At 38.0% G+C, this 12,813-nt stretch carries 15 protein-coding genes; all 15 read right to left on the bottom strand.

The genetic code is table 11. The features are described from left to right. Positions 1-10: 10 nt before the first annotated feature. Complete coding sequence (locus C9J36_RS04075) at positions 11-805, bottom strand: phosphatidate cytidylyltransferase (protein WP_107942297.1); 795 nt, start codon at positions 803-805, stop codon at positions 11-13. Beyond that, positions 805-1,590 (bottom strand): undecaprenyl pyrophosphate synthase, encoded by a 786-nt coding sequence (gene uppS / locus C9J36_RS04070; RefSeq protein ID WP_066170123.1) that lies wholly within the window; start codon positions 1,588-1,590, stop codon positions 805-807. The genes C9J36_RS04075 and uppS overlap by 1 nt, the downstream gene beginning before the upstream one ends. A 591-nt stretch (positions 1,591-2,181) precedes the next feature. Beyond that, on the bottom strand, positions 2,182-2,739 hold the full coding sequence (gene frr, locus C9J36_RS04065) for a ribosome recycling factor (protein ID WP_066170121.1): 558 nt from the start codon (positions 2,737-2,739) through the stop codon (positions 2,182-2,184). Further along, positions 2,739-3,464, bottom strand: a complete 726-nt coding sequence (gene pyrH / locus C9J36_RS04060) for a UMP kinase (RefSeq protein ID WP_066170118.1) — start codon at positions 3,462-3,464, stop codon at positions 2,739-2,741. The genes frr and pyrH overlap by 1 nt, the downstream gene beginning before the upstream one ends. Positions 3,465-3,593: 129 nt before the next feature. After that, on the bottom strand, positions 3,594-4,475 hold the full coding sequence (gene tsf, locus C9J36_RS04055; protein WP_107942296.1) for a translation elongation factor Ts: 882 nt from the start codon (positions 4,473-4,475) through the stop codon (positions 3,594-3,596). Between the two features lie 102 nt (positions 4,476-4,577). Beyond that, a complete protein-coding gene (gene rpsB / locus C9J36_RS04050; protein WP_066170113.1) occupies positions 4,578-5,306 on the bottom strand; it encodes a 30S ribosomal protein S2 in 729 nt (242 codons plus the stop codon). Positions 5,307-5,727: 421 nt separating this feature from the next. Then, positions 5,728-6,288: a DUF6115 domain-containing protein gene (locus tag C9J36_RS04040; RefSeq protein ID WP_235616005.1), complete on the bottom strand. Its 561-nt coding sequence runs from the start codon at positions 6,286-6,288 to the stop codon at positions 5,728-5,730. 8 nt (positions 6,289-6,296) lie between these two features. Continuing rightward, positions 6,297-6,599 carry an RNA polymerase subunit sigma gene (locus C9J36_RS04035; protein WP_066170104.1) on the bottom strand — a complete coding sequence of 101 codons (303 nt, stop codon included), beginning with the start codon at positions 6,597-6,599 and terminating at the stop codon, positions 6,297-6,299. An 11-nt stretch (positions 6,600-6,610) separates the two neighbouring features. Next, positions 6,611-7,381 carry a FliA/WhiG family RNA polymerase sigma factor gene (locus C9J36_RS04030; RefSeq protein WP_066170099.1) on the bottom strand — a complete coding sequence of 257 codons (771 nt, stop codon included), beginning with the start codon at positions 7,379-7,381 and terminating at the stop codon, positions 6,611-6,613. Between the two features lie 240 nt (positions 7,382-7,621). Continuing rightward, the gene (locus C9J36_RS17340) at positions 7,622-7,999 is read right to left on the bottom strand and encodes a hypothetical protein (RefSeq protein ID WP_066170095.1); all 378 of its coding nucleotides are present in this window, start codon (positions 7,997-7,999) and stop codon (positions 7,622-7,624) included. Continuing rightward, on the bottom strand, positions 7,999-8,496 hold the full coding sequence (locus tag C9J36_RS04020; RefSeq protein ID WP_066170092.1) for a chemotaxis protein CheD: 498 nt from the start codon (positions 8,494-8,496) through the stop codon (positions 7,999-8,001). The genes C9J36_RS17340 and C9J36_RS04020 overlap by 1 nt, the downstream gene beginning before the upstream one ends. Beyond that, complete coding sequence (locus C9J36_RS04015; RefSeq protein WP_066170089.1) at positions 8,497-9,129, bottom strand: chemotaxis protein CheC; 633 nt, start codon at positions 9,127-9,129, stop codon at positions 8,497-8,499. 56 nt (positions 9,130-9,185) lie between these two features. Continuing rightward, the gene (locus C9J36_RS04010) at positions 9,186-9,632 is read right to left on the bottom strand and encodes a chemotaxis protein CheW (protein WP_066170082.1); all 447 of its coding nucleotides are present in this window, start codon (positions 9,630-9,632) and stop codon (positions 9,186-9,188) included. A 24-nt stretch (positions 9,633-9,656) separates the two neighbouring features. Then, complete coding sequence (locus C9J36_RS04005) at positions 9,657-11,699, bottom strand: chemotaxis protein CheA (protein ID WP_107942295.1); 2,043 nt, start codon at positions 11,697-11,699, stop codon at positions 9,657-9,659. Positions 11,700-11,715: 16 nt separating this feature from the next. Then, positions 11,716-12,792 carry a protein-glutamate methylesterase/protein-glutamine glutaminase gene (locus C9J36_RS04000; protein ID WP_107943075.1) on the bottom strand — a complete coding sequence of 359 codons (1,077 nt, stop codon included), beginning with the start codon at positions 12,790-12,792 and terminating at the stop codon, positions 11,716-11,718. Positions 12,793-12,813: the final 21 nt, after the last annotated feature.

The following is a 12,813-nucleotide window of genomic DNA, read 5'->3' as shown; positions in this document are numbered from 1 at the left end:
CTTCCCTTCATTAGTTAACGAAATGCAGCAAGTTTAATAATGGTAAAACGAATAATAAGCTATCAAAGCGGTCTAAAATGCCACCATGACCAGGTAAAATTGTACCTGAATCCTTAACATCATAATGTCGTTTAATAGCAGACTCTACTAAGTCACCCATTTGTCCGAATATCGAGCTAATAATGACAATGATGATTAATAAAAGCCATGAAATAGTAAACGGCACAATTAGCTGCATAATGATTGCCGCAATAACAGCAACTGCTATACCACCTAAAAAGCCTTCCACCGTTTTATTCGGGGATATTTCTGGCCATAGCTTATTTTTCCCGAAGCGACGACCAATAAAATATGCGCCAGAATCGGTTGTCCAAACAATAAGCAAGGCAAAAATAACAAATACTAATCCTGCTTCACGCGTTTCGATAAAATAATAAAAGCCAATGCCAACATATAATGTGCTTAAAATAACAAAGGCTACATCATCAAATGTAAAATGATTTTTCACAATAACCGAATAAACAAGCAATAAAATAACACCAATAATAAGAAGTTCAAATTTTGTATAGCTTGTTATTTCAAGCACTTTTTCCGCTACATTTTTCGGTAGCAAAATGGTAAACAATGTGAGTGCTCCTAATATTCCCGGCACAGAAAAAACCGCAATCCCTTTCAACTTTAAAATCTCATATAATCCTACTGCTGCCATTGCATAAACTAATAAAGCGAATGGCCATTGCCCATAAACGACGAAAGGTATAAATAACGCCGCTGCAATAACTGCTGTTATGATTCGTTGCTTCACTACTGCTCTTCTCCTTTCAGCCCGCCATACCGTCTATTTCGTTGCTGATACTGCTGGACTGCCTTTAATAAGCATTGCTCATCAAAATCTGGCCATAGCGTATCTGTAAATAAAAATTCAGTATAGGCTAGCTGCCACAACATAAAATTGCTTAAACGTACTTCTCCACTTGTGCGAATCAATAAATCTGGCTCAGGTAAATGGGAAGTCATTAAATTAGCACTAATATGCTCTTCTGTTACCTCATCAATTGTTAGCTTGCCTGCTGCCACTTCCTGCATAATATGCTTCATTGCTAGCACAAGCTCTGCACGACTACCATAATTCATCGCAAAATTTAAAATTAAGCCCGTATTATGCTTTGTTGTATTGATTGCATGGTGTAAAGCCTTCTGCGTATGCATAGGCAAGCTTTCCACATCTCCAATCATTTGCACTCGAATATTGCGCTCCATCAGCTCTGGTAAAAAGGAATTAAGAAATTGTTCGGGTAGTCCCATTAAAAACTCAACTTCCGATTTAGGGCGCTTCCAATTTTCCGTTGAAAAAGCGTATAATGTTAAAATATCCACACCTAAATCACAAGCATAGCGCGTAATTTTCCGCACAGTTTTCATTCCTTCATGATGTCCGGCAATTCTTGGCATCGCACGCTTTTTCGCCCATCTACCATTGCCGTCCATAATAATCGCAATATGCGAAGGAACCTCTGCATCAATTAAGCTCTTGCTATTATATTCGATTTCATTTTTATTTATTTTTTTTCCTAACAGCTTTTTAAACATAGCCTATTCCTCCAACTACTTGCATATCGGACCTATTTTATCGTATTCAGACATCATGATAGTATTGCATACACCTACGGCACTCTATCTTGATTCAGCTTTTCCCACTACAGATGGCAAATTAAATGCCTACTTTGATTCAATCGTAATTAAATATTCATTGAATTAAGATATAGTTGTGGCGGATGTCATATATTTTGAAAAACAACTACTTACGCAAGCTCGAAAAAATCTAGACTAGAGTTAGTATAGGCATAATTGATTAAAGTAATAGAACAATCAATTATATCTCTAATATATTTTAACATACGCGTCTCATAATATAAGGTGTTTTATTATTAATTTCTTTGACATATGTCAACCTATTCGCCCTCGTTAGTAATTGCCATATTCCACCGGTCATAGCATGGAAATTTCCTAATTACGCCTTCCACCACAACATGTATTCATTATCTTTTGATAGTATGTAAATAATTTATGATTCAGCCTTTTCTTTTACCACTCATTGAATTAAGCAAAGGTCTATCCATCAAGATAAAAAAGACGTCCTGTTTGAAAGGACGCCTTAATTCACTTAAAGTTCTATCGTCATTATACAGATAAAATTTCTTGTTCTTTTTCTTTTGTTACATCGTCGATTTTTGTGATAAATTCGTCTGTTAGCTTTTGAATATCATCATTATAGCCGCGCAGATCATCCTCTGTAATTTCGCCGCCTTTTTCAAGCTTTTTCAATTCATCATTCGCATCACGACGAACGTTACGAACTGCGATTTTTGCATCCTCAGCTTCCTTTTTCACTTGCTTCACAAGCTCTTTACGACGTTCTTCTGTTAATGCAGGAATTGCTAAACGAATAACCGTTCCGTCATTTGTTGGTGTAATACCAATATCTGACTTCATAATTGCCTTTTCTATTTCACCTAATGCTGTTTTATCATAAGGTGAAATCACTAAAAGACGAGCTTCTGGTACTGAAATCCCCGCTAATTGGTTAATTGGTGTTGGGGCACCATAGTAATCGATAGAAATGCGGTCTAATAATGATGCGTTGGCACGTCCAGCACGAATAGATGCTAGTTCACGTGAATATGCGCTCAATGATTTTTCCATTTTATCTTTTGCTTGTTCTAAAACTTGCTTTGCCATTATGAATTCCTCCTAACAACAGTTCCAATTTTTTCGCCCGTGACAGCACGTTTAATATTTCCTTCTTCCATTAATGAGAATACTATTAATGGAATGTCGTTGTCCATACATAAAGTAGACGCTGTTGAATCCATTACTTGTAACCCTTGTTGAATTACATCTAAGTATGATAACTCATCGTATTTTACTGCGTTTGGATCCGTTTTTGGGTCCGCTGAGTAAATGCCATCCACATTATTTTTCCCCATTAATATCGCTTCTGCATCGATTTCAGCCGCACGCAATGCAGCTGTTGTATCTGTAGAGAAGAATGGGTTACCTGTTCCTGCTGCAAAAATAACAACGCGCTTTTTCTCAAGATGACGTACAGCTTTACGACGAATGTATGGTTCAGCAACCTGTGTCATCACAATTGATGATTGTACACGTGTTTCGATGCCTAATTTCTCTAATGCATCTTGTAATGCTAAAGAGTTCATAACAGTTGCCAACATGCCCATATAGTCAGCAGCAGCGCGGTCCATTCCCATTTCGCTACCTACTTTGCCACGCCAAATGTTTCCTCCGCCTACTACTACTGCCACTTCTACACCAAGATCCACTACTTGCTTCACTTCAGCTGCAACATCTTTAATTATTTTTGGCGCTAATCCAAAGCCCGCTTCTCCAGCTAACGCTTCACCGCTTAGTTTAATTACTACACGTTTGTATTTTGGCACACTCATAGTAAACCTCCGTCACTTGTATGTTTAAAATATAGTTAAATTTGTTAATTCACTTGAATTTTGCTTGAAAAAGAGGGAACACGCTAGTGCTGTGCTCCCTAAATGTAGTTCTCAATTTGAGATATAAGATTAGTTACCTTTAACTTGGTTCATTACTTCTTCAGCAAAGTTATCTTCGCGTTTTTCAATACCTTCACCTACAGCATAACGAGTGAATGCAGTTACATTACCACCAGTTGATTTTACGAAGTCACGAACTTTTTGGTCTGAGTTTTTAACGAAAGTTTGGTCAAGTAAGCAAACGTCTTCGAAGTATTTACCAAGGCGACCTTCTACCATTTTTGCTACGATGTTTTCTGGTTTACCTTCGTTTAGAGCTTGTTCAGTTAATACTTTGCGCTCACGCTCAACTTCTTCAGCAGAAACTTCGTCACGAGATACGTAAGTTGGGTTAATTGCAGCGATATGCATTGCGATATCCTTTGCAGCTACAGCGTCTGTAGAGCCTTCTAAAGTAACTAATACACCGATGCGACCACCCATGTGTAAGTATGCGCCAAATGCATCAGCATCTGTTTTAGTTTTGATTTCAAAACGACGTAAAGAGATTTTTTCTCCAATTGTAGCTGTAGCTTGAGAAATTTGATCAACGATTTTAACACCGTCTTTTTCAAGGTCGAAAGCAGCTTCTACTGATGCTGGTTTCGCAGCTAATAATTGCTCCGCTAAGCTAGCAACTAGGTCTTGGAACTTGTCGTTTTTCGCAACGAAATCTGTTTCAGCATTAACTTCAAGAAGAATTGCTTCGTTGCCATTTTCTAAAATGTAAGTAGTACCTTCCGCAGCGATGCGGTCAGCTTTTTTACCTGCAGCCGCTAAACCTTTTTCACGTAAGAAATCGATTGCCGCTTCTAAGTTACCATCTGTTTCTACTAACGCTTTTTTACAGTCCATCATACCAGCGCCAGTTTTTTCACGTAATTCTTTAACTAATTGTGCAGTGATTGCCATTTTAAGTGTGCCTCCTCGAAATAGATAAAATTAATATTGTATTCTCAAAAAAAGGTGATAAGAGGGATCAGCCACTTATCACCATTGTGTAAAAAGGAATAATTACTCAGCAGCTACTGTTTCTTCTTCAACAGCTGGAGCTTCTGATTCACCTTGTTTAGACTCGATTAGCGCGTCAGCCATTTTTGCAGTTAATAATTTAACAGCGCGAATAGCGTCATCGTTCGCAGGGATTACATAGTCGATTTCATCTGGATCACAGTTTGTATCAACAATACCTACTAGAGGGATGTTTAATTTACGAGCTTCCGCAACAGCAATACGCTCTTTACGTGGGTCTACTACAAACATTACATCTGGAATAGCTGACATATCACGGATACCGCCTAAGAATTTCACTAGACGCTCATGCTCTTTTTTAATTTGAATAACTTCTTTTTTAGGAAGAACTTCGAATATACCATCTTCTTCCATTTTTTCGATTTCTTTCATACGTGCAACACGTTTTTGAATTGTACCGAAGTTTGTTAAAGTACCACCTAACCAACGTTGGTTGATGTAGTAGTTACCTGAACGCTCAGCTTCTTCTTTAATCGCTTCTTGTGCTTGTTTTTTAGTACCAACGAAAAGTACTTTTCCGCCTTCTTCGCCAACTTGACGCATGAAGTCATAAGCCTCTTCTAATTTTTTAACTGTTTTTTGTAAATCGATAATATAAATACCGTTACGCTCAACAAAAATGTATTTTTTCATTTTTGGGTTCCAACGGCGTGTTTGGTGACCGAAATGTACACCAGCTTCAAGTAATTGTTTCATTGAAATTACTGACATGTTTAGTTCCTCCTAATTGTTTGGTTTTTTCCCTCCGTATTTGTCATCTGCAACAAGTAACTCTATAATATAGAGCACCACTTACTACATCAAAATACGTGTGTATTGTTAACACCGCTATAAAATATAGCATACTTTTGGACAGCTTGCAACTAATTAATAAAAGAGTGGTTCCTATTATTGTTTTGCCAGAAAACTATCCACAATGCAAAATTCTATAAAGTGAACCTTCAATCAGTGGGGGTTTTCTTCATCCCCCACTGATTGGTAGTTTCACCAATCGGGTTTTTACAGGCTGTTGGATCCCCCACTTAAACATCTTGATTTTATCTGTTGTTTTGAAGTGGGGGTCTTACAGCCTGTTAATACGGGATAAATTTCTTAACAAAAAAAGTCTGACAAGCAGTGCTTTGCATGCTTGTCAGACGCTCTCCCCCTGATGAAATTTAATAAGGAGTTCGATTTCTGTTTTGCCTTTTTGAGCTTGTTTGGCGATTTCTTCAACAGATTGCCCGTTTTTATACATAGCAATAATTTGTTGCTCTGGTGTCAATGGCTCTCGTTTTGCTGCCGGTGCTTCATGTTTTTCAGGCTCCTTTGCCTTGTGCTGCCTATAGACACTTGCTGCAATATTTTTAGGGACAAAGGCTTTCTTTTCGATTTGCACTTGCTCCTTCAAAATATTTTCAGACAGCGGCTCATTCCTTATCTCCAACGTTGATGCAACTTCTTGTGTAGCTTGCTGGGCGCTTGGCATCACGTTTTTTGCCTCGTTTAATTCGCGCAGCAAGCGATCATTTTCCTCGCGCATTTCAATTAAATAAACACCGATAGCATCGTCCATTTCCTGCATTAACTGATCTTGTCTAATTTCTAAATCTTTAAATTTAGCCACTTTATTATTCAAGATGATAATTAAATAAAAAATAATAAGCTGTGAAATAATAAGCCCTATCAATAAAACACTAATAACTGAATTCATGCTTTCTCCTATCCGCTATAGTCAATAAAGTTTCCTTTAAACGGGTGATGTGCTTTTTCTTTTTCCTCTTTTGTTTGCTTTTTCTTTTTTTGCTGCTCAGCATTTGCCTCATTGTGGCTTTCTTCGTCTGAAATGGCATCTAAATTTTCAGTATCATTCACTGTTTTTTGCTTTCGCTCTAATTCTTTTTTTAGTGCTTCATTGGCATGCATTTGTTGAAGTATATTATTTTGATGCTGCTGGTCAGCCATTTTCCCAGCATCAAAAGTTTTAGGAATTGCGATTTGTAATTCCACACCCTTTAAACTCATGCTAATCACTCCTATGAATTAATGACTTCTGACGATAAAAACTTCCTTAGCTTAAATAACGCCTTTGAGTGAATTTGTGATATTCGAGAAGTTGATAATTCGAGCATTTCGCCAATTTCTGTGAGCGTCATCTCTTCGGTATAAAATAAGCTCAGCACAAGCTGCTCTTTTTCATTAAGCTTTTCAATATTGCGCCCTAAATCGGCTAGAAGCTCGTTATGCACAACTTCCTGCTCTGGTGTACGCGTATCATCATCGCGTATAACAAATGTTTTTCCTTCCACCTCTTCTTGATCTTGCTGCTCATTAATCGACAACACATTTGAGAAAAAGTGCTCTTGCACCGTTTGATAGATTTCTTCAATTGGTAATTGCATATGCTCTGCTAATTCCTCTGGTGTGGCATGACGCATTAGCTTTTGCTCAAGTGCCTCAATTTGCGCCTCAAGCCTCTTGGCTTTTTCTCGGGCTGAGCGCGGTAGCCAGTCTTCCTTGCGTAAACCGTCTATAATCGCGCCTCTTACACGAAAGGACGCATATGTGTCAAACTTTAAATCTCTCTTTATATCAAACTTATTTAAAGCATCGAATAACCCCATCATGCCTAGACTATATAAGTCATCTCTCGAAACATTTTTAGGTAACCCAGCCCCGATACGCTGCACATGATAAGATACAAGCGGTTTATATTTTTTTATTAATTGATTGCCAGCTTCTACATCTCGCTCCATCGTCCAGCTATGCCAAAGATTTTGCTCATCATTTACCATCGGTTGTGTCACACGTATCCACCTCTCTTTGAAATCAATCGTGCCTCTGTCAACTTATTCAAGCGAATTGCCATAGATTTTATGTCGCTACAGTGAGAGCTGTGTCACTGTGTCGACATAAAGTATTATTATAATGATTATAACAAATTTATTCATATTTTTCATATGTACGTTAGACACATTTTAACAAAAAAAGAACTGTTCAGAAAATCTTCAATGCTTCTAAACAGTTCTATATTTCTTGATTTAGCATTAAGAAGAAGGGCTCTTTACCATTTCATCTTCCCTATGCATCATCGTGCGCACAACTTGTGCGATATCCTCTGTACTTTCATCAGCAAATTCGACTGTTGATGTAGCATTTTGCTGTACAAATGGTTGCTCCTCAGAAGTGGTGATTTCAGCAACTTCATCATGTTCTTCGCTAAAGACAATTTCTTCTGGTGTATAAAAAATATAGCCTAAGACATATCGCAGCGGGAATACGATGATAAAGCCAATCGCCGCTACACCCAATGACATTCCGATTGTTGGGATTGGTGTCGCTAATGGATTTTGAATTGCATAGACGAAATACGCCGTAAAACTAAATAGCGCAACCCAACAGTTAATTAAAATCGAACCAAGCATTATATTTCACTCACCCCTCGGTTCACTGTACGAATATTTAACATGCTCGTAACAGGGTTAAATTCAATTGTTCGACCACTGTTTCCACCTGTGTCCTCTGCAATAAGAGGAATTTTATATTTGCTCAGTTCATTTTTCACAGCTTCTACATTACGCGGTCCAATACGCATCGAGCTTTTATCAGACGTGAATTGGAACATTTGTGCACCACCGGCGATTTTAGCCTTTAGTTTAAATGTTTGAACGCCCTCAGCTTTTAGCAAATCTAATAACGCCTTAATACCTGTGTCAGCAAATTTTGCTACATTTGTTGCATCTACTTTACCTAAACTCGAATCAGGAAGCATAACATGAATTAAACCAGCGATTTGTTTTGTTTCGTCATAAATCACGACACCGACACACGACCCTAAGCCAGATGTGCGAATTGTGTGGGGAGCCTTTACTACATCCATTTGTGCAATACCTACTTTAACAATTGTGTTAGACACTAGCATCTACGATACACCTAACACCTTGAAAATTGTTGCAAACGAATCTGGGTCTGGTAACAAGAAAAAATGGCCATGTACAGCTTCGTCGAGTGCAATATCTTCTTCAAAAATGGATGTGTTAATAACGATAACATGGTCGCTTACTTGAGATAACTCGATTAAACCTGTACTAATAATAGCGCCGAACATATCAACACTTAATCCCGGTACAGTCGGATAGATTTTTAACTTCGTGAAATCTGATAAAGCCGATAAATAAGAGCCCGATAAAATATTGCCCATTTCCTGCATAGCTGACAATGCAAGCTCTGACACAGGGGTCTTGTAAAAATCAAATGTCTCATCATGAATTAAGCGACGAATAAAACGGTTCGCCTGCTCAATCGGTAAGATGAAAAACATACTGCCCTCAATATCCCCTTCGATTCTTAAAAAAACACCAACTACAACTGTTTCAGAGCCTCCTGCTAGCTCCATCATATGTTCAAAGGTTACCATTTCGACTTTAGGTACTTGCATATCAATTTTTTTATTTAATAAATCTGATAGAGCAGTCGCTCCGTGTGCAGCACCGATATTCCCGATTTCCTTTAATACATCTAAATGTAGTGAAGTAATTTTTTGATTAAAATTCATCTCATATCCCTACTTTAGTAGCCTCTAAACAGCTGAGGCTATTTAGAGGCATCATTTTAGCTTAATGGATTTAATACTCTGTCTAAATGCAATAAAATTAACAAGCGATTGTCCAGCTTTGCAACGCCTGAAATAAACTCTTCTTCCAAAGAACCAACTACCTCTGGCTGCTGTTCGATAGAGCCTGCTGCAATATCTAAAACGTCATTTGCCGAATCAACAACAAAGCCTACTTCCATATCTTCTAGCGTAATTATAATAATACGTGCTGCGTCTTCCTCTCCAACAATCGGCAAATTAAAGCGCTCGCGTAAATCGATAATCGGTGTTACAACACCACGTAAATTAATAACTCCCTTTACGTAGGATGGCGTTTTAGGCACTCGCGTAATATGCATTAACTTTTCAATTCCTTGCACATGTGATACCGGAATCGCATACTCTTTATCTGCTAATTGAAAAACAATTACTTTAATATATTCTTGTTCAACAGCATTTGTCATAGTTTACACCTCTTCTTATCCTTATCACTTCATTAGCGCATTACAATCAACAATTAATGCTACTTTTCCGTTTCCTAAAATTGTTGCACCTGAAATCGCAAAAATATTTGTTAAGTAATTTCCTAAAGATTTTAATACAATTTCTTGCTGACCAATAAAGGAATCTACAACTAAACCAGCAAGCTTTTCCCCTTTACGGACAATTACCACTGAATAAAATTCATCGTCCTGCGCTTCTGTACGAGGCACTTCAAAGATTTCATCTAAGAACACAAGCGGTACGACTTTACCGCGGAAATCAATTACTTTTTGATTATGCGCATTTAAAATTTCCGAATGGCGAATAATCGATGTTTCAATAATTGATGATAAAGGAATCGCATAAATTTCTTTTTCGATTTCTACAAGCATGACAGAAATAATCGATAATGTTAAAGGTAGCTGGATTGAGAATGTTGAGCCAACACCTTCAGTAGAGTCAATTGAAATATTTCCTCCTAATGACTCAATTGTTGTTTTCACCACATCCAGCCCTACGCCACGACCAGAAATGTCAGAAATCACATCTGCTGTCGAGAATCCAGAAGCTAGTATAAGCTCATTAATTTGTTTATCCGATAATGTTTTAGCCGTCTCTGCTGTTACAACTCCTTTAGCAAGAGCCTTTGCTAAAACCTTTTCTTGATTAATGCCCGCGCCATCGTCCTCGATTTCAATGAATACATAGTTTCCACTATGGAAAGCACGAAGTTGCACAGTACCTTCCTCTGGCTTTCCTTTCGCCATACGCATTTCTGGACTTTCGATTCCATGGTCAAGGGAATTACGAATTAAATGTACGAGTGGATCACCAATTTCATCGATAACTGTACGGTCTAATTCTGTTTCTGCCCCAATAATTTCCAAATTGATTTTTTTATTTAGGTCACGTGACAGTTGGCGCACCATTTTCGGGAAGCGGTTAAATACTGTTTCCACTTGCACCATGCGCATTGTTAATACAATATTTTGTAAATCGCCCATTACCCGACTCATACGCTCTACTGTTTCATTTAATTCAGGGTGATTGACTTCTGCCGAAATAGATTGCAGTCGACCTCGATCAATCACAAGCTCCTCAAATAAATTCATTAAAATATCGAGACGCTCAATATTTACGCGAATCATTTTGTTGGAAACATGACTACCTGATTTGCTATTCGATGATGGCGCCTTGTTATTTGTTGCCACCGGCTCTGCTGCAACTTTTACTATTTCCTGCTGCTCCTGTGGCGCTTCCTCCGCTACTTCTAGCTTTTTCTCTGACTTTAAAACATTTTCATTGAGAGGAATGACGATTACTTCTTCTACTTCTGAAACTTTCATTAGTTTCTTTTGTAAATCATCAGCTTGTTCCTTTGAAATATAGGCAATTTGGAATGTTTGATCAAACTGTTCTTCTTCCAAATTATCGACAGTTGGAACAGATTTAATGACATCACCATTTTTCTCTAAAATCTCAAAAACCATAAAGACACGTGCAGCTTTTAATAGACAGTCTTCACGCAATGTGACAGAAATTTCGTATGCAAAATGGTCTTGTTCAATTGATTGTGCCAACACTGTTTTTTCAAAATCATCATATGTTAATTTTGACTCATGCTGAACAATTGTCGCAGCTGTTTCTTCCGCTGCCTTTGCTAGCTCTTCACCTGCTTCAATGCGTTTTAACTGCGCTACTGTAGCTTGTACATCGCGCTTGCCGTCTCCGCCTTCCGCGATATCCATTACCATCTCTTCTAAATGATCAACAGATTCAAAAACGATGTCTAAAATTTCTGGCGTTACTTTAATTTTCTCATTGCGAATTGCATCTAAAACATTTTCCATTTTATGTGTCAAGTCTGCTAAGTCCTCGAAGCCCATTGTTGCAGACATACCCTTCAATGTATGGGCAGAACGGAAAATTTCATTCACAATTGATAAATCTTCTGGATTTTTTTCTAATTCTAATAAATGCTCACTGCACGCCTGTAAATGCTCTTTGCTCTCTTCGATGAACATTTCTAAATATTGATTCACTTCCATTTATGAAGGCACCCCTTTAATACATATATTTCATAATCGTTTGCGCGATATGATCTACGTCTACCACTTCATCAACAAGCTGCGTTTCTACCGCTGCTTTTGGCATACCATAAACGATACACGTATCAGCAGACTCAGCAATTGCCCTTACATTACCTGATTTCTTTAATGCTTTTAAACCATTCGCACCATCCTGTCCCATACCAGTCATAATAACTGCGATTTTATCCATATCATGACAGCTACTAACATCTTCAAACATGACATCCACTGATGGGCGATGTCCCGACCTCGGTGGCTCTGTTTGATCGAGAACGATAGCGTAAGTTGTTCCTATTTTTCGAAGCTTTAAATGGTAGCCTCCAGGCGCGATATAGGCAACGCCATCTTTTAAAATATCGCCTTGCTCTGCTTCTTTTACATGAATACTACTTAGTTGATCTAAACGATTGGCCAAAGATTTCGTGAAGCCTGCTGGCATATGTTGTACAATTAAAATTGGTGCATTAACATTTTCAGGAATTTTCGTAATCACTTCTTGTAATGCACGGGGTCCTCCTGTGGATGTACCAATTAAAATAATTTTTTTAGACGTTTTGCTCCATTCTCTTTTATTTGGAATGGGTGACGTGACTGGTTGCTGCTTTTTTATGTGCGGAATATTAAATGGCCTTTCCGCTTTAAAAGGCTCTGTTTTTCGAGCTACTTCTAGCGGTCTTTTTAGCTTCGTTACAGAAATATTGGCTGCCGATTCTACTTTCTGAACTAATTCCTCTTTAATTTTATGTAAATCGAGAGAAATCGTACCACTAGTTTTTGCGACAAAATCTACAGCACCATACTCCATTGCTATCAATGTATTTTCTGTTCCTTGCTTTGTTGTACTTGAGAGCATGACTACAGGAACTGGACAAATACTCATAATTTCTCTTAATGCATCTAACCCATTCATTTCAGGCATTTCTACATCCATCGTGACAACATTTGGCTGTAGTTTCTGTATTTTTTCAATCGCATCTTTTCCATTGCGCGCTGTTCCCACCACTTCAATATTTAAGTTACCATCAAAAAAGTCGCCAACTAGCTTTCTCATAAAAGCCGAGTCATCCACGAT

This window comes from Metasolibacillus fluoroglycofenilyticus, from assembly GCF_003049645.1.
In the GTDB taxonomy this organism is placed as follows: domain Bacteria; phylum Bacillota; class Bacilli; order Bacillales_A; family Planococcaceae; genus Metasolibacillus; species Metasolibacillus fluoroglycofenilyticus.
This window is presented reverse-complemented; position numbering and strand designations above follow the sequence as displayed.

What these genes read in the sequence shown, in the direction of transcription:
- C9J36_RS04015 (WP_066170089.1), bottom strand. Translation starts at nt 9,129, where the DNA reads ATGAATTTTAATCAAAAAATTACTTCACTACATTTAGATGTATTAAAG.
- C9J36_RS04040 (WP_235616005.1), bottom strand. Translation starts at nt 6,288, where the DNA reads ATGAATTCAGTTATTAGTGTTTTATTGATAGGGCTTATTATTTCACAG.
- C9J36_RS04000 (WP_107943075.1), bottom strand. Translation starts at nt 12,792, where the DNA reads ATGAGAAAGCTAGTTGGCGACTTTTTTGATGGTAACTTAAATATTGAA.
- uppS (WP_066170123.1), bottom strand. Translation starts at nt 1,590, where the DNA reads ATGTTTAAAAAGCTGTTAGGAAAAAAAATAAATAAAAATGAAATCGAA.
- rpsB (WP_066170113.1), bottom strand. Translation starts at nt 5,306, where the DNA reads ATGTCAGTAATTTCAATGAAACAATTACTTGAAGCTGGTGTACATTTC.
- frr (WP_066170121.1), bottom strand. Translation starts at nt 2,739, where the DNA reads ATGGCAAAGCAAGTTTTAGAACAAGCAAAAGATAAAATGGAAAAATCA.
- C9J36_RS17340 (WP_066170095.1), bottom strand. Translation starts at nt 7,999, where the DNA reads ATGCTTGGTTCGATTTTAATTAACTGTTGGGTTGCGCTATTTAGTTTT.
- C9J36_RS04020 (WP_066170092.1), bottom strand. Translation starts at nt 8,496, where the DNA reads ATGCTAGTGTCTAACACAATTGTTAAAGTAGGTATTGCACAAATGGAT.
- C9J36_RS04035 (WP_066170104.1), bottom strand. Translation starts at nt 6,599, where the DNA reads ATGAGTTTAAAGGGTGTGGAATTACAAATCGCAATTCCTAAAACTTTT.
- C9J36_RS04010 (WP_066170082.1), bottom strand. Translation starts at nt 9,632, where the DNA reads ATGACAAATGCTGTTGAACAAGAATATATTAAAGTAATTGTTTTTCAA.
- tsf (WP_107942296.1), bottom strand. Translation starts at nt 4,475, where the DNA reads ATGGCAATCACTGCACAATTAGTTAAAGAATTACGTGAAAAAACTGGC.
- C9J36_RS04005 (WP_107942295.1), bottom strand. Translation starts at nt 11,699, where the DNA reads ATGGAAGTGAATCAATATTTAGAAATGTTCATCGAAGAGAGCAAAGAG.
- pyrH (WP_066170118.1), bottom strand. Translation starts at nt 3,464, where the DNA reads ATGAGTGTGCCAAAATACAAACGTGTAGTAATTAAACTAAGCGGTGAA.